The 23,242-nt window shown below is 61.8% G+C and carries 21 protein-coding genes; 15 read left to right on the forward strand and 6 right to left on the reverse strand.

Translation table 11 applies throughout. From position 1 onward, the window contains the following. Positions 1 to 6: 6 nt before the first annotated feature. Positions 7 to 2,400: a TonB-dependent receptor gene (locus LUA85_RS15420; protein ID WP_231471132.1), complete on the reverse strand. Its 2,394-nt coding sequence runs from the start codon at positions 2,398 to 2,400 to the stop codon at positions 7 to 9. A gap of 364 nt (positions 2,401 to 2,764) precedes the next feature. Here LUA85_RS15420 and LUA85_RS15425 point away from each other — a divergent pair, with 364 nt between their 5' ends. Beyond that, positions 2,765 to 3,562, forward strand: a complete 798-nt coding sequence (locus LUA85_RS15425; RefSeq protein ID WP_231471133.1) for an SDR family NAD(P)-dependent oxidoreductase — start codon at positions 2,765 to 2,767, stop codon at positions 3,560 to 3,562. Between the two features lie 4 nt (positions 3,563 to 3,566). Here the strand turns inward: LUA85_RS15425 and pcaF are convergent, their stop codons facing one another. Continuing rightward, a complete protein-coding gene (gene pcaF / locus LUA85_RS15430) occupies positions 3,567 to 4,769 on the reverse strand; it encodes a 3-oxoadipyl-CoA thiolase (RefSeq protein WP_231471905.1) in 1,203 nt (400 codons plus the stop codon). 8 nt (positions 4,770 to 4,777) lie between these two features. Then, complete coding sequence (locus LUA85_RS15435) at positions 4,778 to 5,488, reverse strand: CoA transferase subunit A (protein ID WP_231471134.1); 711 nt, start codon at positions 5,486 to 5,488, stop codon at positions 4,778 to 4,780. A 215-nt stretch (positions 5,489 to 5,703) separates the two neighbouring features. On the opposite strand from LUA85_RS15435, the gene LUA85_RS15440 reads away from it, so the two are divergent. The 9 genes from LUA85_RS15440 to LUA85_RS15480 all read left to right on the forward strand — a co-directional run bounded on the left by LUA85_RS15440 (position 5,704) and on the right by LUA85_RS15480 (position 15,160). Continuing rightward, a complete protein-coding gene (locus tag LUA85_RS15440) occupies positions 5,704 to 6,453 on the forward strand; it encodes an SDR family NAD(P)-dependent oxidoreductase (protein WP_231471135.1) in 750 nt (249 codons plus the stop codon). A gap of 190 nt (positions 6,454 to 6,643) precedes the next feature. After that, positions 6,644 to 8,338, forward strand: coding sequence for an FAD-dependent oxidoreductase (locus tag LUA85_RS15445; protein ID WP_231471136.1), 1,695 nt, complete (start codon positions 6,644 to 6,646; stop codon positions 8,336 to 8,338). 26 nt (positions 8,339 to 8,364) lie between these two features. Beyond that, a complete protein-coding gene (locus tag LUA85_RS15450) occupies positions 8,365 to 9,600 on the forward strand; it encodes a cytochrome P450 (RefSeq protein ID WP_231471137.1) in 1,236 nt (411 codons plus the stop codon). A gap of 149 nt (positions 9,601 to 9,749) precedes the next feature. Next, entirely contained in the window at positions 9,750 to 10,982 is a 1,233-nt protein-coding gene (locus LUA85_RS15455) for an acyl-CoA dehydrogenase family protein (protein WP_231471138.1), read from the forward strand. A 41-nt stretch (positions 10,983 to 11,023) separates the two neighbouring features. Then, positions 11,024 to 11,539, forward strand: a complete 516-nt coding sequence (locus LUA85_RS15460) for an ester cyclase (RefSeq protein ID WP_231471139.1) — start codon at positions 11,024 to 11,026, stop codon at positions 11,537 to 11,539. Between the two features lie 81 nt (positions 11,540 to 11,620). After that, positions 11,621 to 12,148: a VOC family protein gene (locus LUA85_RS15465; RefSeq protein ID WP_231471140.1), complete on the forward strand. Its 528-nt coding sequence runs from the start codon at positions 11,621 to 11,623 to the stop codon at positions 12,146 to 12,148. 16 nt (positions 12,149 to 12,164) lie between these two features. Beyond that, positions 12,165 to 13,565: a Rieske 2Fe-2S domain-containing protein gene (locus LUA85_RS15470; protein WP_231471141.1), complete on the forward strand. Its 1,401-nt coding sequence runs from the start codon at positions 12,165 to 12,167 to the stop codon at positions 13,563 to 13,565. 24 nt (positions 13,566 to 13,589) lie between these two features. Next, a complete protein-coding gene (locus LUA85_RS15475; RefSeq protein ID WP_231471142.1) occupies positions 13,590 to 14,168 on the forward strand; it encodes an aromatic-ring-hydroxylating dioxygenase subunit beta in 579 nt (192 codons plus the stop codon). Between the two features lie 110 nt (positions 14,169 to 14,278). After that, positions 14,279 to 15,160 carry an AraC family transcriptional regulator gene (locus LUA85_RS15480; protein ID WP_231471143.1) on the forward strand — a complete coding sequence of 294 codons (882 nt, stop codon included), beginning with the start codon at positions 14,279 to 14,281 and terminating at the stop codon, positions 15,158 to 15,160. 47 nt (positions 15,161 to 15,207) lie between these two features. Here the strand turns inward: LUA85_RS15480 and LUA85_RS15485 are convergent, their stop codons facing one another. Further along, positions 15,208 to 16,077, reverse strand: a complete 870-nt coding sequence (locus tag LUA85_RS15485) for a dioxygenase (RefSeq protein ID WP_231471144.1) — start codon at positions 16,075 to 16,077, stop codon at positions 15,208 to 15,210. After that, positions 16,074 to 17,144 (reverse strand): maleylacetate reductase, encoded by a 1,071-nt coding sequence (locus LUA85_RS15490; protein ID WP_231471145.1) that lies wholly within the window; start codon positions 17,142 to 17,144, stop codon positions 16,074 to 16,076. Before LUA85_RS15490 ends, LUA85_RS15485 begins: the two co-directional genes overlap by 4 nt. Positions 17,145 to 17,233: 89 nt before the next feature. On the opposite strand from LUA85_RS15490, the gene LUA85_RS15495 reads away from it, so the two are divergent. Genes LUA85_RS15495 through LUA85_RS15505 form a run of 3 tightly spaced genes read left to right on the forward strand, consistent with a single transcriptional unit; the run spans position 17,234 to position 19,291 of the window. Beyond that, the gene (locus tag LUA85_RS15495; RefSeq protein WP_231471146.1) at positions 17,234 to 17,425 is read left to right on the forward strand and encodes a hypothetical protein; all 192 of its coding nucleotides are present in this window, start codon (positions 17,234 to 17,236) and stop codon (positions 17,423 to 17,425) included. Next, a complete protein-coding gene (locus tag LUA85_RS15500) occupies positions 17,367 to 18,665 on the forward strand; it encodes a cytochrome P450 (RefSeq protein ID WP_231471147.1) in 1,299 nt (432 codons plus the stop codon). The genes LUA85_RS15495 and LUA85_RS15500 overlap by 59 nt, the downstream gene beginning before the upstream one ends. Beyond that, a complete protein-coding gene (locus tag LUA85_RS15505) occupies positions 18,665 to 19,291 on the forward strand; it encodes an O-methyltransferase (protein WP_231471148.1) in 627 nt (208 codons plus the stop codon). The genes LUA85_RS15500 and LUA85_RS15505 overlap by 1 nt, the downstream gene beginning before the upstream one ends. 8 nt (positions 19,292 to 19,299) lie before the next feature. Here LUA85_RS15505 and LUA85_RS15510 read toward each other — a convergent pair whose 3' ends face one another. Further along, positions 19,300 to 21,690 (reverse strand): membrane-bound PQQ-dependent dehydrogenase, glucose/quinate/shikimate family, encoded by a 2,391-nt coding sequence (locus tag LUA85_RS15510; protein WP_231471149.1) that lies wholly within the window; start codon positions 21,688 to 21,690, stop codon positions 19,300 to 19,302. Between the two features lie 249 nt (positions 21,691 to 21,939). On the opposite strand from LUA85_RS15510, the gene LUA85_RS15515 reads away from it, so the two are divergent. Beyond that, on the forward strand, positions 21,940 to 22,440 hold the full coding sequence (locus LUA85_RS15515; protein ID WP_231471150.1) for a nuclear transport factor 2 family protein: 501 nt from the start codon (positions 21,940 to 21,942) through the stop codon (positions 22,438 to 22,440). Beyond that, positions 22,437 to 23,231, forward strand: a complete 795-nt coding sequence (locus LUA85_RS15520; protein WP_231471151.1) for an SDR family NAD(P)-dependent oxidoreductase — start codon at positions 22,437 to 22,439, stop codon at positions 23,229 to 23,231. Before LUA85_RS15515 ends, LUA85_RS15520 begins: the two co-directional genes overlap by 4 nt. Positions 23,232 to 23,242: the final 11 nt, after the last annotated feature.

The following is a 23,242-nucleotide window of genomic DNA, read 5'->3' on the forward strand; positions in this document are numbered from 1 at the left end:
GTAATATCAGAACCTGTAGGTTGCCGAGACGCCGTAAGTGCGAGGGGCATTGACGCTTGAAGTGGCAATGCCGACAGACTGGTAAAGCCCGGTGAACGGGGCGTCGTAATACTTTACCTGCGTCAGGTTCTGGCCCCACACAGCTATTTCGATGTCAGGTTGTTCGAGATTGTAGGTGATCCGCGCGTTCAGATTGCTGTGGCCTTTTACCAGGCCAAGATCGTTCAGCCGCGTGATAATGGCAGGCGTGAGCGCCGGATTGGTCGGATTGAAGCTGTTTGCATAAAACGCGAAAGTCGAGATGTAGGAATAATCGGCATGCAGCGATAGCCTGCCATTGGGCACGTCCACTTTCTGCGTTGCACCGATCGACCAGGTCCACTCCGGGGCCTGGGTAACCGTCTCTCCGCTGCGGTCGTAGAACGGTGTAGCGGGAACGCCGGTGGGGGCCAGGAAACTGCCTGGCACATAGCGCGAGTGCAGATAGGCGACGTTTCCGGTCAGTTCCATGCCCTGCCACGGCAGAATCGTGGTTTCCAGTTCACCGCCATATTGGCGTGCATCGCCTGCGTTGATCTGGAACTGCGTGGTGCGCCCGTTGATGATCGGGTTGACGTTTGCCTGAAGGGCGCTGCGCCAGATATGGAAGGCCGACAGGTTCAGCCGGACATGGCGGTCGAACAGGTCGCTCTTTATGCCGGCTTCGACATCCCGCACCGCTTCGGGGCTGATCGATTCCAGCCCCGGCGCGGTTGCGCGGAAGTTGATGCCCCCCGCGAGCGAGGCGCCGCTCGTCTTGAGGTAGACAAAGGTGACCGGGCTGACCTGATAATCGACGCTGGCCAGCCAGGCGGGGTAGGAGAAATTGCCGCCGCGCGCATCGTTGCAGCCGCCTGCCGGATCGCGCATGGTTGCCGTGGGAACGAACCCTGAAACCACGGCGCAAGCGGAATCGCTGAAATCGGGCAGGACGCTGCCATTGCGGCCATGACGCACCGCATTGCGGCTGTCCCACGTGTACCGGATGCCGCCCGTGATCCGCAATTCACTGGTAACCCGGTAGTTCAACTGGGTGAAAAGCCCGCGCGAGATCGATTTGTAATCGGTTGAATCCCGCGCGAAGGGGAATGGGTTGCCGCCAAAGAATTGCTGGTCGGATACGGTATCTTCAACGCCGCTTTCCTGAAAATAGATGGCGCCGACGATCCAGTCCAGATCCCCCAGCTTGCCGGAGGCTTGCACCTCCTGGCTGAACTGCTTGTTGGAATAATCGCTGGAGAAGCTGACGCCGCGCGCGGGGCTGCCGTCGATATCCACGTTGGTGATGCTGCGCCCGGTGCGATAGGCGGTGATCGACTTCACCTGAACACCACCGAAATCGATGTCCAGATTGGCGTTGAGGCCTTTTCCGACCACTTTGCTGCTTGGCTCATCGATGACGGAATTGCCGCTCGCGCCGGTTCCCACGGGAATATTCAGCGTGGTGTTGAGGAAAGACCCTGCGCCGACGGCACGGCTGTAGCTCTTGTAAAAATCGTCCTTGGTGTTGACGAGTGACGTGCCGAAAAACGCACTGCCCAGGCCAAAGTCGTCGGAAATCTGTACCGACGCCAGACCATTGTCCTGATAGTTGGTATAATCGCCGCTGATCTGCAACTTGAGAGGCAGTTCATCCGGCCGCCAGAGCAAGGTGCCGCGCGCCTGGTAATTGCCCTTGATATCATTCTCACGCCGGCCGGTTGCCAGATTTTGGACATATCCATCACGCTTTTCATAGCGGCCTGCAAAGCGTGTCGAGACGGTTTGGCTGAGCGGTATGTTGACAACGCCTTCCGTCATATATTGCGAGTAATTGCCCACGCCGAGCTTCAGGTAACCCTCGAATATCTCGGTTGGGGCCTGCGTGGTGATATTGATCGCGCCGCCGGTGGTATTGCGGCCGAACAGTGTACCTTGCGGTCCGCGCAACACTTCGGCGCTGGCAAGATCGAGGACGCCGGAGTTCCCCATGATCGGGCGGGCCTGATAGACGCCATCGATATAGATGCCGACAGGTGAATCGTTGCCCGATCCGGGATTGGCCTGGCTTTGGCCACGGATCGAAAAGGTCGCGACCAACGGCCCGGCCGTTCCGCCGCCGAGCGAGGCGAAGCCCGGCGTTGTACGGGTAAGATCGCCGAGACGGACGATCTGCTTTTCCTGTATCTGGACCGCCGAGATCGCGGTGACAGCCACGGGTGTGCGCTGCTGGTTTTCCGAGGACCGGCGGGCCGTCACCACGATGTCTTTCAGTTCCTGGCCGTTGGCGTCGGTTTCTGCGGTTGCAGTGGATTCGGCCTGGGCATGAACAAGGCCCGGAGCGCCAATCAGGGCGGCTGCCCCCAGTATGGATCTGCTCATAACTGAATGGAAACGCATAAACCCTCTCCTCTTCCGCATCAGACCAATTGGTTGGTTTCGCTTGCGGGACGCGGACAGGGAACACAAAGTCCGCCTGCATGAAAGAGGTTGTCCTACGGGCTTATCAATTGTCCGGTCAGAGCAATTGGGCAATTGCCCTGTCGGGCAGGTATTTATTTTGCCCTGCAAAATTTATTGTGATGACTAACGGATATATGATGCCGATTTAATGAATATGCATTGGAATTTGTCTTCTGAAAAATGCATTTGTCCTGTCAGAAACAATATTATCATTTGGCCGCTTGCGTGAAGCCCCTACCAATGCTGCCGGGGTTCAAGCGGCAATTGCGCAGGAGACGATACAATGAAGCGTTTCGCGGGACGGGTCGCTTTGGTCACAGGGGCGTTGCGGGGCATTGGCAGGGCGGCTGCCGATCAACTGCATGCCGATGGGGCCACGGTGATTGTTTCGGATATTGACGACCCGCAGCAGGATGCGGCGGCACGGGTCGCCCGCGATCTTCCCGGCGCGCAATATCTGCAACTGGATGCCACCAGCGAAACCGCATGGCAGGCTGCCCGCGACCGTGTGGTCAGCGATTACGATCGGCTGGACATATTGGTGAACAATGTCGGCGCGGAAACCTCGTCTCCGGTACAGGAGATGGAACTGGCGGTCTGGCGGCGCATGATGGTGATGAACGTCGAAACAGGGTTTCTGGGGGTGAAGACCTTTCAGCCGCTGCTCGCACAATCGGGCAATCTGACGCCCTATGGCTCCAGCATCGTCAATGTCAGTTCGATGATGGGGCTTGTCGCGCTGCCCAACACCTCTGCGTACAGTACCGCAAAAGGCGCGGTGCGGCTGTTCACCAAATCGATCGCGGTGGAATTTGCCAAAGCCGGAGTGCCGATCCGCGCCAACAGCGTCCATCCGGGCTATGTCGATACCGACATGCTCCGCAATGGCCTGTCGCGGGTGGCGGTGGAAGCCGGAATGGAAAGTGGCGCGCTGGTTGCCCTGACCGAACAGGGCGTTCCCATGGGCCGCATGGCCAAACCCGGTGAAATCGCCAGGGTCATCGCCTTTCTGGCCAGTGATGACAGCAGCTACATGACCGGCGCGGAATTGGTAGTGGACGGAGGAATCACGGCGATGTGATCGCCTATACCCTTTCCAGAATCAGCCCAATGCCCTGCCCCACGCCCACGCACATGAAGGCCATGGCATAGCGTCCACCGGTACGCTGCAATTCCTCGACCGCCGAAAGGGTGATGCGCGCGCCCGACATGCCCAGCGGGTGCCCCAGCGCTATTGCCCCGCCATTGCGGTTGACGCGGGCATCGTCGGGCGCGATCCCCAGATCGCGCAGGCACGCGATGGCCTGGCTGGCAAAAGCCTCGTTCAATTCGATCACATCGATCTGGTCCATTTCAAGGCCGCTGAGGCGCAGCAGCTTGTGCGCGGCCTCGACCGGTCCCACCCCCATGATCTGCGGGGCGATGCCTGCGGCCGCCATTGCCACGATCCGTGCGCGCGGGCGCAGACCATGGCGGTGCGCGGACGCTTCAGAGGCGATCAGCATCGCCGCCGCGCCGTCGTTCAGCCCTGAGGCATTGCCCGCCGTGACCGTGCCACCGGGCTGTACAACGGGCTTCAGGCTGGCAAGGGCGGCAAGGCTGGTGGCGCGCGGGTGTTCATCCTGCGCGAAGATCACCGGTTCTCCGCGCACGTGCGGGACCGTCACGGGCACGATCTCTGCGGCGAGCCTGCCGCTGATCTGCGCTGCGGCAGCCTTTTCCTGGCTGCGCAGCGCGAAAAGATCCTGCTCTTCACGGCTAACGTGCCACCGTGCGGCAACATTCTCGCCCGTTTGCGGCATTGTATCGACGCCGTAAGCGGCGCGCATGGCCGGATTGATGAACCGCCAGCCCAGCACGGTGTCTTCCAGCTTCTGAGTGCGATCAAGCGCCCCTTGCGCCTTGCCCATGACGTAGGGCGCGCGGCTCATGCCCTCGACGCCGCCCGCGAGGATGAATTGCGCATCGCCGCTGCGGATGGCCTGTGCGGCAAGGCCGATGGCGTTCAGCCCCGAACCGCACAGGCGGTTGACCGTGACGGCGGGCACCACTTCGGGCAGGCCAGCCAGCAGCACGGCCATGCGGGCAACATTGCGATTGTCCTCGCCCGCCTGGTTCGCGCAGCCCAGCATGACATCATCAAGCGCAGCCCAATCCACACCGGGATTGCGTTCGACGAGCGCCCGGATCGGGATCGCGGCCAGATCATCGGTGCGGATGGTGGCAAGCGCGCCGTTCAAACGGCCGATCGGCGTACGAATGGCATCGCACACGAATGCCTGATTCATGGCGGCCATTACGCGCTTGCCCGCTGGCGCACAGTCCGGTTCTCGATGCGCTTTTCGTTTATCGTCGATCGGACGATACGCTGCACATAGATGCCGGGCGTGTGGATGTGATCGGGGTCGAAATCGCCCTCGGCAACGATTTCTTCCGCTTCGACCACGGTGATCGCTGCTGCGGTGGCCATCACCGGGTTGAAGTTGCGCGCGGTCTTGCGGAACATCAGATTACCGGCCGGGTCTGCCCGCCACGCTTTGATGATGGCCAGATCGGCTTTCAGCCAGCTTTCGCGAACATAGCGTTCTCCGCCGAATGTCTCGACCGGCTTGCCTTCAGCCACCACTGTTCCCACGCCCGTCCGGGTATAGAACGCAGGGATACCCGCACCGCCCGCGCGGATGCGTTCGGCCAGCGTACCTTGCGGGCTGAGTTCCAGCGCCAGTTCGCCTGACAGGTACTGTGTTTCGAACAGCTTGTTATCGCCGATGTAGGATGAAATCATCTTGGCGATCTGCCGGCTTTGCAGCAGCATCCACAGGCCAAAGCCTTCGGCGCCGGCATTGTTCGAAATCACGGTCAGCCCGCGCACTCCTGCGGCCCGGATTTCGGGAATCAGGCTTTCGGGATTGCCACTTAGCCCAAATCCGCCCGCCATGATCGTCATCCCGTCAAACAGCAGGCCGTCAAGCGCGGCGGCAGGGCTTTCGTATATCTTCGATGCCATCGTCCATTCCCATCGTCACAGGCCTGCGATTAGCATGACTGCCCGTCCGCATGTTTGGCATTCGTTATCGCGTGGCGGACAAGGATCGCGCTGGAGTAACATCGTGCCGGGCAACCGGCGGCAGCCAATTGACAAGAGTTGCGGCCTGTGGGTGAAAGTCCCCCGACAACAACCACCCCTGCGAGGGCGATGTGGTGTATTGGGGAGAAGCAGTCGTGCTTGAAGGAATGGGCATTCTGATAACCGGCGGCGCCAGCGGCATCGGGCGGGCGGCGGCAGAACTGTTCGTCGATTACGGAGCCAGGGTTGCCGTGGCGGACATCGACGTGGCCTCTGCGCAAATCGCGGTGGATTCCATCGTGGCGCGTGGCGGATCGGCCATCGCGCTTGCGGTGGATACGTCGAGCGCGCAGCAGGTGGACCTTATGGTCGAGCAGGCGGCCGAATGGCTGGGGCGGATTGATGCCGCCTTCAACAATGTCGGCATAGCGCATCCGCTGCATCCGATAGACGAATTGCCGCTCTCCGTATGGCAGCGCACCATGGACATCACCGCCACCGGCACGCTGCTTTCGATGCAGGCAGAATTGCGCCACATGACCAAGGCAGGCGGCGGTGCGATCGTCAACACCGCGTCAAATTCCGGCACACATGGTACGCCGATGCTGGGCGGATATGGTGCATCGAAGGCCGCTGTGATCAACCTTACCAAAACGGTCGCGGTGGAATATGCATCACGCGGCATCCGCGCCAATGCCATCTGTCCGGGCGTGATCGACACGCCACCGATTGCCGCGCTGGCGGCGGCAGGCACCGATTTTTCGCAGATCATCAATGCCCCGATGGGGCGCATCGGAACGGCCAGAGAAGTTGCCGAACTGGCCGCATGGCTGTGTTCGGGGCGTTCGTCCTATGTCACGGGTCAGGCCATCTCCATCGACGGCGGGCAAACCGCTACGCCCTGACCAGTGGGCAAGGTAACCCCCTGTCAACAGCCTCTAATGTGGCTTTGATCGGACATCGCTGTCGCCAAGCGAAGATTGGGCCTTCCGGCAGTTGCAGTGCGCCCCGCCCGGCGTCTTAACTCGCCCTGAAATTGCGCGGCGGACAAGTCCCCCAAGGGAATGGCCGCGCCACGACGGGAGAGCGTGAGCGATGGCCGAACAGGTATGGGATCACGAATGCGATGTGCTGGTTATCGGATCGGGCGCTGGCGGGCTGACCGCGGCGGTGGTGGCCGCCGATCAGAAGGCGCACGTAATCGTTATCGAAAAGGGCAAACTGTTCGGCGGCACTTCGGCAACATCAGGCGGCGTCTTGTGGATTCCGGCCAGTTATCTGGCGCAGCAGGCGGGCGCCAAGGACAGCGTCGAAGAAGCTTTTACGTATGTGAAGGATCTGACGGGCGATGAAGGCTCTGACGACCTGATCCGTACCTATGTGACGCAAGCGCGTGAAATGCTGCGTTACATGATGCAGCATAGTGATGTTCAATACAGCGCGATCCCCTATCCCGATTATCAAAGCCATCGCACTGGCGGAAAGAAGGGGTATCGCAACCACGATGTCACCCCGCTTGATGGGCGGGTGCTGGGCGATGATCTGGAACGGTTGCAACGCACCCACCCATCCAACATGCTGTTTGGCAAATATGTCTGGAATACCGCCGAAGCTTCGAAGCTGATCACACGCACGCCGGGCTGGATGAAGGCGATGGCGAGCACGCTGTGGCGTTACTACAGCGATGTGGGCCAGCGCCTGAAATCCTCACGCTCGCGTTATCTGACTGGGGGCAATGCCCTGATCGGGCGGCTCAAGCTGTCGCTCGACAAGCGCGGGGTGGCAATCTGGACGGGCACCGGGTTGCAGGAATTGATACGCGATGCAGACGGCCGGATAACCGGAGTCATTGCCCAGCAAGGCGGGCGGCGCGTGGCCATCGGCGCAAGGCGCGCGGTGATCATGGCGGCAGGCGGGTTCGAACGCAGCAAGGATTTGCGGGCGCGCTACCTCAAAGCCTCGCCCAATACCGACTGGAGCGGATCGCAGCCTTACAACACAGGCGATGCGCTGGTTGCGGCCATGGCCGTGGGCGCAGCGACGCAGCGGCTGGATTCCGCCTGGCGGGCGCCCACCGTGCATGTGCCGGGCGAAGACCGCGCGCGGCCGCTGTTCATCGAACGCTCGCTACCCGGCGCGATCATCGTGAATCAGGCCGCAAAGCGTTACATGAACGAGTCCACGGATTATCATCTGGCCGGGCAGGCGATGGTCGATAACGATCTGCCGGGCGCGGGCACTTCACCTTCGTTTGTCATCTTCGATGCCGTGTTCAAATGGCGCTATCCGATGGGACCGGTGATGCCGATGCTGCCGGTGTGGATGCTGCCTCGCGCGGTTCGCTCGATCCTCTATTCCGATGCCACGATCGGCGGCCTTGCCCGCAAGCTGGATCTGGACCCGGCGGTGCTGGAACAGACCGTGTCGCGCTTCAACGCTTCTGTCGAAAATGGCCGTGACGAAGATTTCCACCGGGGCGAAAACTTCTACGATTCGCTGTTCGGTGATCCCAGGTTGCCGAAGAACCCGGCACTGGCTCCGGTAAGTAAGGGGCCGTTCTACGCCTTGCGCATATACCCCGGAGACATCGGCACGAATGGCGGGCTGGTCACCGATACGCATGGCGTGGTGCTGGATCAGGCAGGCAAGCAGATCCCCGGCCTTTATGCCACCGGCAATCTCGTCGCCTCGCCCATGGTGCGGTCATATCCCGGCGGCGGGGCCACGTTGGCACCAGCGATGACATTTGGCTATCTAGCCGCGCGCCACGCCATGGGCGCCAACAGTTGAGCGCGCCTTCAGCAGGAGCAGACGAAATGAGCAATGGCGTTGCCGCACCAATCCGTTCGGTCATCCCGGATCATGTGCCACCAGAACTGGTCTTTGATTATCCGCTGATCGTATCGCGCAAGACTACCGAAAACCCGTTTGACCGGATCGTCCCCGAAGTCGCCACATGGCCGGATGTGTTTTACGCGCCTGGGGCAGTGCCGACAGGCGATGCGGCGTGGGTGTTCCGCCGCGCCGCTGATCTTCGGCGGCTGTTCAAGGACACCGAAAACTTCACAGCGCGGGGGTGGGCCAGTTTCAGCGGGCTGATCGGCGATAGCTGGTATCAGGTGCCGGTCGAATATGATCCGCCCGAACACGGACCGTTGCGGTCGCTGCTGAACCCGTTGCTGTCGCCAGCCCGGATGATCACGCTGGATGCAAAGGTCCGCAATTACGCCCGCCACTACATCGCGCTGTTCAAGGACCGGGGTCATTGCGAATTCATGAGCGAGTTCGCCTTCAAATTCCCCATTGCGGTCTTCCTTGAATTGATGGGCCTGCCGCAAGACGATGTCGAACAGCTGCTGGCCTGGGAAATGGGGCTACTGCACGAACCCGATGTGATGAAGATGGCCGACGCAACCCGGTCAGTGCGCGATTATCTGGAAGTGAAGCTGGCCGAGAGCGCCAGGAATCCGCGCGATGATTTCATCAGTTTCATCGCCACGGCGCGGCTGGCGGATCGTGCGTTGAGCCGGGACGAGCAGGTCGGCATGGCGTTCAATTTCTATACCGGCGGGCTTGATACGGTATCGACCAACATCGCGCTGCATTTCCGGCATCTGGCCGAAAACCCCGAACATCAGGCCACCTTGCGCGCCCATCCCGAAAGGATACCCTTGGCGACCGAGGAATTGCTGCGGGCTTATGCTGCGGTCACCACATTCCGCATCTGTACCCGCGAAGTGGTTATAAATGGCGCGCGGATCATGCCCGGCGACCGGGTGGCGCTGAGCACCACGCTGGCCTGCCGGGACGAAAGCAAATACGAAAATCCGCACGAAATCCGCCTTGATCGCGGGCCGCAGCATGAAGGCTTCGCCTTTGGGCCGCACCGCTGCGTGGGGATGCATCTGGCCCGCCGGGAGATGCACTGCGCGCTGGAAGAAGTGCTGGCGGCGATCCCGCAGTTCGGGATCGAACCGGGTGCGACCATTGTCTCGACACTCGGCCCGATCATTCAGCCAGAGACATTGCCGCTGGTGTGGGAACCCCGTTGAGATGCGGTCAAACAGCACCCGTCCGCTGCCCTACACCGATGGCCGATATACTACGATGGCTGCGATTGCGCAGAAAACGGGGCGGCCAATAATAGAATTGACCGGGTGCATGGCATCCGGGTTCTTCGACTGACCTTTGAGAGGCTTTCATGCTTAAAATTGCGCCAGCGTCTTCCACGCCGAACGAGATCAATGGATTTGATGAACAGGCTGGTGAAGACGCTATTCAGGCCGCAATCGGTCTGCGAGGACTGCTGCGGGCAGAAGCCGAAAAGGGCGATGTGCAGCGCTACCCGTCGCAACGGGTGATCGATGCGCTGACCGAGGCCGATCTCTGGGCTGTTGCGGTGCCCAAGCGGCTTGGCGGGCGCGGCGCTTCGGCCACGGCGCTGACCCGCATGGGGGCGGAACTTGCCAAAGGCGATCCCTCTGTTGCCTGGGTATCGCAGATCATCAACGGCACCACATGGGTAACCTCGATCGGGCCGGATGCACTGCAGGACGAAATTTTCGCCGATGGTGTGCCGCGCATTGCCGGTGCCTTCAATCCGCCGGGCACGGCAACGCCGGTCGAGGGGGGATATCGCGTGACTGGCGCGTGGCCTTATGCTTCTGCCATCCGGCACACCCAGTGGAGCCAGTGGGGAATCAAGATCGTGCATCCCGATGGCACCGAAGTGCCCGGCAACTTCTGTTACATTCCCACCGATCAGCTGGTTATCGAAAACACCTGGTTTGTTACCGGCCTGCAGGGCACCGGATCGGATACGGCAGTGGCGAACGACCTGTTCGTGCCGGAAAACCGGGTCGTTCATGCCGCAAGGTCGTATAACTTCGTGGAACCGGGCAAGCGCAATTATGGCGCGGCATCCGATTACTTTGCCCAGATGGCCTTTGTGCACCGCACGATGACCGGCACACCGCTTGGCGCGGCGGAAGGTTTGCTGGCCGCGGTTGGCGAGACGGCCAAGGCCAAGCCGATGGTCGGCACTATCTTTGCCCGCCAGATCGATTCTCACGTGATCGTCAAGGAAATCGGCGAGGCGGCCATCAAGATCGATGCAGCCCGTTTGTTGATCGAGGATGCCACGGGCGTGATCGATGCGGCAGCGCTGGCCATGCGGGTACTGACCGAGCGTGAGCGCGCCCGCAACAAGGCGCAAGCCAACTATGCGATACAGATACTGGGCGAAGCGGTGCATTCCCTGATGAACATCGCCGGATCAGCCGCATTCAACAACGCCAATGTCGCCGCGCGATACTGGCGCGATTTCAACATGGTGGCGCGCCATTTTGGCAACATCCCGTCGGTCGGTCACGAAGTCTATGGCCGGTCACTGATGGGTGTGACCCCCAACGCCGTGCCGCCATTCATGTATTGAAACCCGGTATCGCACGATTCAAGAAAGAGGATGTGAAAGCAATGATCGACAAGGAACTGTTTAACCACACGCCAGAACGGCGCTCGCAAGTGGTGCAAGGGCTGACCGACAAGCAGGCCAAAATGGCCAATCACTGGATGGACCTGTTCGATCACGCCTTCAATGTTGGCGATTTCGTCAAGATGGATGAATTCTTCCATCCCGACATGACCTACAGCAATCCCAATCGTCTGGATCTGGGACCGTACAAGGCGTGGAAGACATCGCCAGTGGCATTGTACAAGACGTTCCCGCCTTCGGTCTACCGGGTGCTGGAAGCCTATGGCAAGGGTGAGGACAAGATCTGCGTGTTCTGCAACCATCAGGGTGAGCAGACCGGCGGTCCCTACATGGGCATTCCGCCCGTGGGCCAGAAGATCAATGTTCACTGGTTCTCGGTGCTGACGTTCAAGGATGACAAGATCATTCACATCTATTCGATCTCGGACGTGTTGAGCATGCTGATCGATATTGGCGTGATCGCCAAGGACAAGCAGCCGGTCGATCCCTACAAGTAAGTCCGCTGTGGGCGGGCGATCTGGCAAGGATCGTCCGCCTGCCACAAAGGGGGCGGCAGACCCCCGTTCAGGAGAATGACGATGTCAGATGCGGCAGCGCGGTTTGTTGGCAAGCAGTTCGATCAGGTGGCTTTCGTCGTCGATCGGCTGGAGCCTGCGCAGGAAAAGTTCGGTGCACTTTATGGCATTTCGAACTGGAATGTGTGGCGCAACCTTGCCGACGGGCAAATCAACAAGGCCTATCGCGGCACCCCCGGCGATTACCAGTTCAGCTGCGCTTATGCCTATGTTGGCGATCTGCAGGTGGAACTGTGCCAGCACGATGGCGGACGCAGCATTTACAAGGACTGGCTCGACACGCGCGGACCAAGCCTGCACCATCTCGGTTTCCGGCTGGATACGCGCGCGGAATACGAAGCGGCTGCGGCAAGCTTCGTGGCCCAGGGCGCGCCACTGGCGATGGGCGGCGAGATCGAGAATACCGGCGTATGGGCCTATTTCGACACGGTCGACCAGCTGGGCTGCTATACCGAGCTTTACTGGTCAGCCCCGCATGTCCTGAAGATTTTCGAACAGATGAAACGCGGTGAGCAGGTTTCGCTCACGTGACCCGATGGAGCATGGAATGAGCGCGAGCAATGGGGCTGAGGAAAGCGGCGCGATGCCACGTCTGAAAGATGGAACGCTGGTGCGCGATCTGTTCGATCACGGCAAACGGCAGGTGCAGTTGCGTGTGCATCACGATGCCGAAATCTTCGATCTGGAAATGGAGCGGATTTTCGCAAAATCGTGGCTGCCGGTTGCCCATGAAAGCGAAATTCCCAACCCCGGTGATTTCGTGCGTCGCTACATGGGGCAGGATTCCTGCCTGGTCGTGCGCGGTGACGATGGCGGAATTTCGGTTCTGCTGAATGCCTGTTCGCATCGCGGCATGGCGTTGTGCCGTGAAGAAAAGGGCAAGGCGGCAAACTTCAAGTGCCCCTATCACGGTTGGGCGTTCAGCAAGGAGGGCCGCTTCATGGCGGCACCCTTCGAAAAGCAGATGTACGGCGACCAGCTTCGGCGCGATACAGAGGATCTGGGGCTGGTTACCGCCAAGACCGGAATGCTGGCGGGCATGGTCTTTGCCAACTGGGACCACGAGGCCGAGAGTTTTCAGGACTATCTCGGCGATTTCGGATGGTATTTGCAGGCTGCGCTGGAAAGGACCAATCGCGGCCTTGAAGTTGTGGGGCCGCCGCAGCGCCACATCATGCGCGCCAACTGGAAGCTGCTGGCCGAACAACTGGCCGATGGCTATCACGCACGCGCCTTGCACCAGTCGGCCGGCGATATGGGCACGCTGGGGCATAACCCCAACGATCCGGCTTCGTGGGGGCTGATCGGCATCAATGTCAGTACGCCGGGCGGCCATACCCTGCGCTGTATCGACATGCGCCTGGCCTACAACTTCGAAGGTCTGTCCGCCGAAGCTTCTGCGAAGGAGCGGCTGGCCGCGATCCCGCCACCGGGTGCCAATCCGGCCATGGTCGCGGAATTCGGACAGAATCTTACCGACGGCCAGATCGCGCTGATCGCCGATACCCCGCCGCTGGTGATGGGCCTGTTTCCAGGCACCGATTTCTTCACGCTGATGAGCGTCAGCGGATCCGAAGACGGCAGCCACGGACCGGTCATGGTCGCGCGGACGTGGATTCCGCGCGCGCCCGATCTGTTCGAAATGCTCACCTGGATACTCGTTGAAAAGGACGCACCCGAAGACCTGCGCGAGAAGACCAAGCGCACGACCGTCCGCAACTTCGGGATCAGCGGCTATATCGAACAGGACGATGCCGAAGCGTGGCAGGGCATCCAGAAAGTGGTGCAGGGTCCGGTCGGACGCAAGTTGACAGGCAAGTATCAGGCACAGCTCGGGATCGTGAAGCCGGACGATTTTCACGGTGGCGGCGATGTCCACGCCGGTTTCAGCCGGGATGATGCGCAATGGGCATGGTGGAAACGCTATGCCGAAGTGATGAGCAACTGATTGCAAGAGTGGAGTGCCTGACCGGTGACCGAGAATTTGAAACTTGCCGAGCCAGTGGAGGCAGACGTACCGGTTTTCGGCGCGGGACGGCGGCTGCGCGCTGCTGAACCGCGCTATCTGGAAGTGCTGGACTTCCTGTGGGAAGAGGCAGCGATCCTCGATCGCGATGATCTGATCGGCTGGAAAGCCATGCTGGATGAGGCCATCGTGTACCGCATGCCGGTGTGCGTCACGCGCAAGCGCCATAGCGGCGAGAGCTTCGAGACGCCGACGATGCATTTCGACGAGGATTATCTCTCGATCGCCTTTCGCATCCGGCGCTTTGTCGAAACGCAGGCCTGGGCAGCCGATCCGCCCACCCGCACCCGGCGTTTCGTAACGGGGGTGCGTGTATGGGAAGGGGCAACGCCGGATGTCTTCGACGTCACCAGTTCGCTGCTGCTCGTCCGTTCGACAGACGATGATTATCGCACCGATATCGTGACAGCGGAAAGGTTCGATCGGATCCGGTTTTTACCCGATGACACGCCGCTGCTGCGAGACCGCAAGATCGTTGCCGATCAGACGACGATCGGGACGCACAATCTTGCAGTGTTTCTTTAGGTTGGCGCACCTGCAAGGGCAATCGAAAGAGGTTGCCCTTTCGGGAACCTTTGTGCCATCAATCCCGGCAAAACATAATGGTGTGGGCCAAGTCCATCCGGGAGAGTCAGATGATAGTTGATTGCTTGCCAAAGCCCAGCACTTTGGCCGGAACGGTTGAGTGTGAAGCCCGTGGTCCGACCAGCGTGATCCAGATCAACCGCTATAGCTGGGATGAGCCGCGAGAGGCGCTGTTCAAGCCCGACACCCCGATTGTCGATATTGTCCTGTCGCGCCGGAAGGCCAGCCTTGATTGCTCGTTTCTGGAGCTGTCGCGGCCGGAATCGCGCCGGGTGGGCGATATTCTGTTCATGCCACCGGGCTATACCCTGCACAGTCGCTGGGATCGCGGCGCTCGCCGGTCGATGTGCTGCGTGTTCGATCCGGCCAGCGTGACCGATCTGTTCGATTTCGACTGGGGCGATCGCAAACTTGTCGCCAGCCTGGGGATCGACAATGCGATCATTCGCGGCACGATGATGCGCCTGGTATCCGAAGCGCTGGAGCCGCAATTTGCCAGTGCCCTCCTGATCGAATCGCTGTGCACGGCGCTGGCGGTGGAATTGCGCCGGCATTTCGACATCCTCGACAAGGATGATGCGCCGATCGAAAGCGAGGGTGGACTGAGCCACAACGAATTGCACCGCATCCGCGAAAGTCTGGAGGATGAGGACGCTTCGAACCCGACCACGGTGGCGCGGCTGGCTCAGGCCGCAGGGATGAGCGTGCGCCATTTCTCGCGCCTGTTCCGCGCCTCGACCGGCGGAACCGTGAGTGAATATGCGGCACAAGTGCGGATCGAACGCGCGATGCGCCTGTTGTGCGAAGAGCGGCTGCTGATCAAGGAAATCGCGTTTCGCTGCGGATTCCAAAGCTCGTCCAGCTTCTCGTCCGCCTTCCGCCGCGCCACGACCCTTACGCCGCAGCAATACCGCGCGGCCCGCTTGAATTGATCTTCTGCATCTGGCCGCACCCTGTTGTGATGCGGCCAGATGCCGCCTCAGCCCTGTTGGTCGTCGAGCACGAAGGTATGGTCGAGCGATACCCATGGCCCGTTTACCGGGCGGCCTTGCACTTCTTCGGCATTCGCATGGACAACATAGGGCTGAATCAGCGATTCCTTGACGCCAAACACCACATCGGAATCAAGATAGGCATCGCCCTGCGCAAACACGTGCGTCACCAGCGGCCGGCAACCGGGCGCGGTGATCTTGAAATGGATATGTTCCGGGCGCCATGGATGGCGTCCCTGTGCCGCCAGCATATCGCCCACCGGGCCATCGGTCGGGATCGGATAGGCAGCGGGCCTGCGCGTCCAGAAATGAAAGGCGCCATCTGTATCGGCGATAAAGCGGCCGCGCCCGGCCAGCCCGCCGGTCTTGTCCATCTGCTGGACATCGTAGAACCCCGCCTCGTCCGAATGCCACACGTCGATGATTGCGCCTGCTGCGGCCGCGCCCCCGGATTTGCGCACCCGGCCCGAAACCAGCATTGGTAGCCCCTCGATCGCAGCGCCCATATCCTGGCCAAGCCCGAATTCGGGCGGGGGCACGTAAAACGGGCCGAATACCGTCGTTTCGGTGACATCGCCTGTAACCGGGTTGTTGATGGCATCGACAAGGGTGGAAACGCCCAGAGTGTCGGACAGGAGGATGAACTCCTGACGCTTGTCATCGCACTTCTGGCCGGTCGCGGTCAGGAAGCCGATGCCTGCTTCCCATTCTTCAGCTGAGGGGCGGATTTCGCGCACAAACGCATGCAGATGCCGGACCAGCGCCTCGCTGATATGGCGCGCCCGTTCGCTGCTGGCCCCGGCCATTCTGGCCACAACAGCGTCCGTAATGCTGCTTTCGTCAAATTCACGCATCATGTTTCCTCAGGCAAGGGCGGCGATCCGGCCCACGCGCGGCGCAACAGCGCCATCAGGGGATCGCGTTCGATGGGGCGGGGGTTGGGATAGGGATTGGCCGTGGCAAGATCGGCGGCCTGCGCAATCCCTGCTTCGGGCATCCCCAGATCGCGCAGCGCCGCAGGTGCACCCAATTGCCGGCAAAGCGCAAACATGCCCAGCGCCGGCGGCTGATCGGTGCCCAGCGCACGAGCGATCCGGCCCATCGCATCGCCTGCCACGGCATTGTACGCAATGGCATGGGGCAGCACGATGCTGTGCGTTTCTGCATGGGGAAGGTCAAAAGTCCCGCCGAGCGTGTGGCAAAGCTTGTGATGCAAAGCCATGCCAACCTGGCCAAGGCAGGTCCCGCACAGCCACGCCCCATACAGCGCCTGTTCGCGCGCGCTCCGATCCTGCGGGTCGGTGTGCAGGCGGGGCAGGGCTTGGGCGAAGCTGCGGATGCCTTCTTCGGCCAGCAGCGATGTCACCGGGTTGGCATCGATGGCATAAAGCGCCTCGACGGCATGGGCGATGGCATTGATGCCGGAAGTAACGGATGCGGCAATCGGCAGGCTTAGTGTCAGATCCACATCATAGATCACGGCGCGGGGCTGAATGACGGGCTGGCGCTGAGTCACCTTGCGGCCTGCATCGGTTTCGCCCAGGATCGGGGTCATTTCGGAACCGGCATAGGTCGTGGGCACGGTGATCTGGGGCAGACCGGTACGCAATGCGATGGCCTTGCCCAGCCCGATTGTCGATCCGCCGCCCAGCGACACAATGCCATCCACCCCGGCTTCGCGCGCTTGTGCGAGCGCAGCCTGCGTCACAGTCACGGGGGTATGCATGGTGGCTTCGGTAAAACGGGTGACGGCAACTTCGCCCAGCAATTCGTCTGCGCGGTCGGCCAGCGAAATCTGCTGAGGCGTGGTCAGCACGATGGCGCGGGTGATGCCCAGCCGGGCCACCTCTTCGCGCAGATGAACCAGACTCCCGCTGCCGAAGCGGATACGGGTCGCCGCATTTTCGAATTGAAAGGCCTGCACCTGAACTCCCGCGATTGATAGCCGGACGATAGGTTGCATGGCGGCTGCGCTCAACACCCGGCACGGCGCTTGACCGATCCTGAAGTGCCTTGTCCGATCGCCTACAGGCCGCCGCGTTGACCCCCGGCCATGGTCAGCCGATCTCCGATGGCGAACATGGCAAGGACTACCCCACCCGTGACAGCCCCACCCGTGACAGCCCCAACCGTGACAGCCCCAACCGTGACAGGCGCTATCAGCGATACACTCGCCAGCAACTCCCCTGCACCGAACACCTTTGATGCAGTCAGCGCCACGTATGGCGCGGGCGGCATGGCCGATCCCTATCCCTTGTATACCGCCGCGCGGCGCGATGAACCCGTGATGCAGGGCGACATCCTGGCCCGCTTCGGCATTCCGTCGCAGGCAGACTATGCCAATGTCGGGCGGCAGGTGTTTACCGTGTTCCGCCACACAGATGTCGAGGCGGTGCTTGGCGATGATGCCACCTGGTCGAGCGATCTTCTGGCCGATGGGTTGGGCCAGTTTCTGGGCGAGATGTTCCTGAGCGCGCGCGACGGGCCATCGCACCGGCAGTTGCGCGGCTTGCTGCAAACCTGCTTTGCCCCCGATGCGCTGCGGCGCTGGAAGGAAAAGCTGATCGTGCCGCTAATCGAGCGGCAGTATGGTGAGCGGATCAGGGCGCTGGGCCGTGCCGAACTGGTGCAGGATATTGCGCTGCCCTTCCCGATTCACGCGATCTACACTGTGCTGGGTTTTCCCGATGATCCGGCGGCGATGGCGCGATTTGCCGATCAGGCACTGCGCATCCTGAACGGCCCGCAGATTGATGCCGACAAAGCCGAGGCCGCCATGGCCGGTGCCTTTGCCGCCGCTGCCGAACTGGACGAAAGCGTGAAGGCAATCGTCCAGCAAAAACGCGCGGCAGGCGCGGCGGGTGACACGATGATCGAACGGTTGATCCACGCCGAACTGAATGGCGAGACGTTCACCGACGAACAGATCGCGGGCATCGTGCGGATGATGCTGCCTGCCGCCGCCGAAACCACAACCCGTACCGTGGCCAACCTGTTCACCCTGCTGTTCGAAAATCCGGCGATGCTGGGCCGGGTGCGCGCCGATCGCGGGTTGCTGGGCAAAGTGATCACCGAAACGATGCGGTTGGAACCCGTGGCGGGTTTTCTGGCCCGGCGCGCCACGTGCGATACCGAACTGGGCGGCGTGGCGATCCCGGCAGGCGCCGCAGTGTCACTGGTGATCGGTTCGGCAAACCGCGACGAGACTGTGTTCGAAAACCCCGATACCTTCGACATCGCCCGGCCCTTTCGGCGCAGCTTCGGTTTTGGGCATGGGGTGCACATGTGCCTGGGGATGCCCATCGCCAAGCTGGAGCTGGAAGCGATTGCCAATTTCCTGCTCGATCTGCCGGGCCTGCGGCTGGACCCCGATTACCCGGCACCGGTCATCAGCGGCTTGCAGTTCCGCAATCCGGGTGCCGTCCATATGCTGTGGGACGTGTGATGACGATGGACCCCGCGATTGCCGCTTTGCTGACCGAACTGGAAGCGCGCTGGATGCGAGAGCAGGCTGAACAGGCCAGCCTTTCCAAAGCCGATGCCTATGCAAGGGTGGACGATTATCTGCTGCCGGTCGGGCCGGAAACCGGGCGGTTGATGAACGATCTGATCCGCGCGCTGCGCCCTGCCGTCGTGGCCGAGATCGGCAGTTCCTATGGCTATTCCACGCTTTGGCTGGCCGAAGCGGCCCGCGCGGTGGGTGGCAGGGTGATCTCTTTCGAAATTCATGCCGGGAAGATCGCCGCAGCAAAAACGATGCTGGCCTCTGTCGCTCTCGATCCCGTGGTGCACTTTGTCGAGGGTGACGCGCTGGCATCGCTTGAAGCGTTCGATGGCGAGATCGGCTTTGTCCTCATCGACCTCTGGAAAGACCTCTACATCCCCTGCTTCGACAGGATTGCCGACAAGCTGGCACCCGGTGCCATCGTGATTGCCGACAATATGACATTCCCGGCTGAAAACATCGGCAATGCCAATGCCTATCGCGCCCGCATCCGTGCCGACGCGCGCTTTGAAAGCGTGCTTCTGCCGATTGGCGCAGGGATCGAAGTTACCCGACGTCTTCCTTAGCCGAGGCCTTAATCCGGCAGGGCATAAGCGATGACATTGTCACCGGCAGGCGATCCGATTGCCCGATAGCCGCCCGCGACCACGACCACCATCTGGCGGCCACTTCGCGGTGACAGATAGGTCATGGGCGTGGCGTGGCCCCCGGCGGGCAAGCGCGCGCGCCATAGTTCGAGCCCGGTGGTAACATCATACCCGCGCACGAAATGATCCAGCGTACCGGTCAGAAATGCCACCCCGCCCGCCGTTACGATCGGGCCGCCCAGCGTAGGCACTCCCGGTGCAAACGGCAGCGGTAGCGGGGTCAGATCGCGCACACTGCCATTGGGCCTGCGCCACACCACTTTGCCGGTGCGCAAGTCGATCCCGGCCAGAACGCCCCACGGCGGTGCCTGACACGGCAGGCCCAGTGGCGACAGGAAGGGCATGATGTTGACGCCATAGGGTGCGCCGTCATTGGGGCTGTTGCCGAATTCCCCGGTGCCACCATTGGCGGCTTGGCGGGCATAGTCTGCGCGAGGGATCAGCCGATCAACATAGGCCATGTAATTGGGCGCGGCGATTGCCACCTGGCGCACCGGGTCAACCGCGATGCCGCTCCAGTTGAACACGCCCAGATGGCCGGGATAGACCAGCGTGCCCTGCACCGAGGGCGGCGTATAAGGCCCTTCGTATCGCAAACGCCGAAAGGCGATGCGGCAGCGCATCTGGTCGAACGGAGAAAGGCCCCACATGCCGCTTTCGGTTTCGTGCGGGTGGGCAAGGAGATTGAGCGCCGACACAGGTTGGGTGGGCGCTGTATAATCCCCCGGCACCGCCCCGCCCGGTACGGGCACTTCGCGCACCGGCAGCACAGGCTTGCCGGTGCGCCGGTCCAGAATGAAGATATTGCCGGTCTTGGTCGGCTGGACCAGTGCAGGCACTTTTCCGCCGGGCAGATCAAGATCGAGGAGGACCGGCTGTGATCCGACATCCATGTCCCACAGATCATGGTGGACGGTCTGAAACGCCCAGCGCAATGTGCCGGTGCGGGCATCAAGCGCCACCACCGAGGTTGCCAGCCGGTCCACCACAGGGGTACGCGCACCGCCGAACGCATCAGGTGTGGCATTGCCCAACGGTACATAGATCAGACCTAGCGCGGGATCATAGCTCGACAGGCTCCAGCTGTTGGGGGAATTGTTGGTGTAAGTAGCGCCAGCGGGTAGCGGAGCGGTGGAATGCGGACGTCCCGCGTCCCAGTTCCACACCAGCCGCCCGGTCCGGCCATCATAGGCGCGCAGCACACCCGATGGTTCGCGGACCGAGCGATTGTCGTCCACCTGCCCGCCGATCACGACCAGCGCGCCTGCAACCAGCGGCGGTGAGGTGGAGTAATATATTCCCGGCTGCATTCCGCCCATGCCAAGCGCAAGATCGACTGCGCTGTTCCTGCCGAAATCGGCACAGGGCTTGCCGCTTTTCGCATCCAGCGCAAACAGGCGCGCGTCAGGTGTGGGCAGGAACAGGCGCGCGGCGCAAGGAGCGGTATCGCCCGGTTGCTGAGGCGGCAAGTACGAGAGACCCCGGCAGGTCAGGAAAGGCGCGCTGGCGCTGATCGCGGCTTGGGGATCGAACCGCCACAGTTCGCGGCCGGTTTCTGCATCCAGGGCAATGGCCAAAGCATGAGGCGTACACAGGAACAGCGCCTGCCCGATCTTGAGCGGCGTAACCTGATTGGTCACCGACAGCGGATCGCCGCGGCGGGGCAAATCGCCTGTGTGATAATGCCACACCGGTTTCAGGCGGGCGATATTGGCGGGGGTAATCTGGGCGAGCGCAGACCAGTGCCGCCCGGCAGCATCCCCGCCATAGGCAGTCCATTCGCCATTGGTCCCGGCATCTGCAAAGGGGGCTTGGGGCAGGACGCCGTCCACCGTCTGGGGGGCAGATATCCAAGCGGCGATGGCGATCCCGACGGATGCCACGATGGCTGCTTGCATGGGCAGCGCGGTAAACTTTCGCCCCTCGCCATGCTCCATTCGCCTGCGCACCGGTCGCACCAGCAGCAGGATGCCAAACAGCACCAGCAATCCCCCGCGCGGTGCCAGCTGCCACCAGTCCAGACCGACTTCGGCCAGCGCCCAGACCAGCGTTGCCAGCAAGATAAGCGCATAGACCGGCAGCGCCGCCACGCTGCGCAACATGATCAGCACCGCCATCACCAGCAGCGCCGCACCTGTCATGATGTAATAGGGCGATCCGCCCATTTGCAGCAATGCCAGCCCGCCGATGCCCATGTCAGCCCCCGCCGCCGCCAGCAGCAGCGCCACCAGCAGGCGCAGCAGTTTGCCGCCCCTGACCGCGCGCTGCGCACCAGCGGCGTTATCCGACGGGGTTGTGGAGGCGGACGGTTGCGGCACCTGCGTATCCTTTTTTGGTATGGCTGGCCCTAACCGATTGCCGCGCGTTGCCGAATGCCCACGGGCCGGTTTGGCCGATAAGGCATAGCGATGTCCGCACCGGCACTGCGGCGCGCACGTCGCACGTCGGACAAGGATCGCTTGTGCAGGTCATGCACGGGCAGATGGCTTGCGGCTTCGCCTCGGCTGGGCCTAGCTACGCCGCAAGGTTCGGCCAGACCGGACTTGTGGTGGAGAGGCAGGCAGCCAATGGGTGCAGTTCAGCCCGTAGATCTGGAAAGCGTATGCGCCGTTCTGGCGATACACACGCTGAAGGCGCGGTATTTCCGCGCTATCGACACGCGCGACTGGGCATTGCTGCGCACACTGTTCACCCCTGATGCCACGCTGCATTTCACCGAAGCGCAGAATGCACCGCTGGGGCTGGAAGCCTCGATCAGCTTCATCGCCAGCGGGATGGAAGGCAGCACCAGCGTCCATCACGGCCACATGCCGGAAATAGAAATCATCTCGCCCAAGGCGGCGCGGGGAATCTGGGCGATGGAGGATCGGCTGTGGTGGCAGCCGGGCAGCGCCAGTCGGCTCGGCCTCGCCACGTTGCAGGGCTGCGGCCACTATTACGAGACTTATGCACACCATGACGACGGCTGGCGGATCAGTTCGCTGCGACTGGTGCGGCAATGGGTCAACGCGGTGCCCGCTACGGAAATCAACGACAATGGCACACAGCATCGGGAAACAACGCAATGAACAGGCTTGAAGGCAAAGTTGCCATCGTAACAGGTGGTGCGGGCGGGATCGGTGCGGCCACGGCGCGGCGGCTGGCGCGCGAAGGCGCAAAAGTGCTGGTGGCCGATATTGCAAAGGACGCCGCCGATGCGGTTGCGGCTGACATTGGCGATGCGGCGCACGGCTTTGCTTTCGATGCAGCCAGCAACGATTCGGTGGAAGCGATGGTCGAAGCGGCGGTGGTGCGCTTCGGCCGGCTCGATATTCTGCACAACAATGCGGCTTATGTCGGCGCCGATCTGGCGCGGGATTCAAAGGTCACCGATATTCCCTATGACTTGTGGGACAAGACCATGGCGATCAACCTGCGCGCCTATTTTGTGGGTTGCCGGTTTGCCATCCCGCACATGGCGCGGACAGGTGGCGGGTCGATCATCAATACCGCTTCGGGTTCGGCCTTTCTGGGCGATCTGGCGCGGGTCGCTTATGGCACGTCCAAGGGCGCGGTCGTGTCCTTGACCCGCTATGTCGCCACCCAGCATGCTGCCGAAGGCATCCGCTGCAACGCGATTGCGCCGGGCCTGATCATGACGCCGGCCTTCGCCAATTCCGGCCAGACCAATATCGAACCCTTCATGAAGCAGATCCTCTCGCCGCGCGTGGGCGCGCCGGACGATGTGGCGGCAGCCGTCGCCTATCTGGCGTCGGATGAGGCAGGCTATGTTACTGGCACGGTGCTGCATGTTGATGGCGGGCTGTCCGCGCATCAGCCCTATGTGGCGGATTTTGAAGCGATGCTCGCAGGCGGGTGAGCCGCTGCCTC

It is taken from the genome of Novosphingobium sp. CECT 9465 (assembly GCF_920987055.1).
GTDB lineage: Bacteria > Pseudomonadota > Alphaproteobacteria > Sphingomonadales > Sphingomonadaceae > Novosphingobium.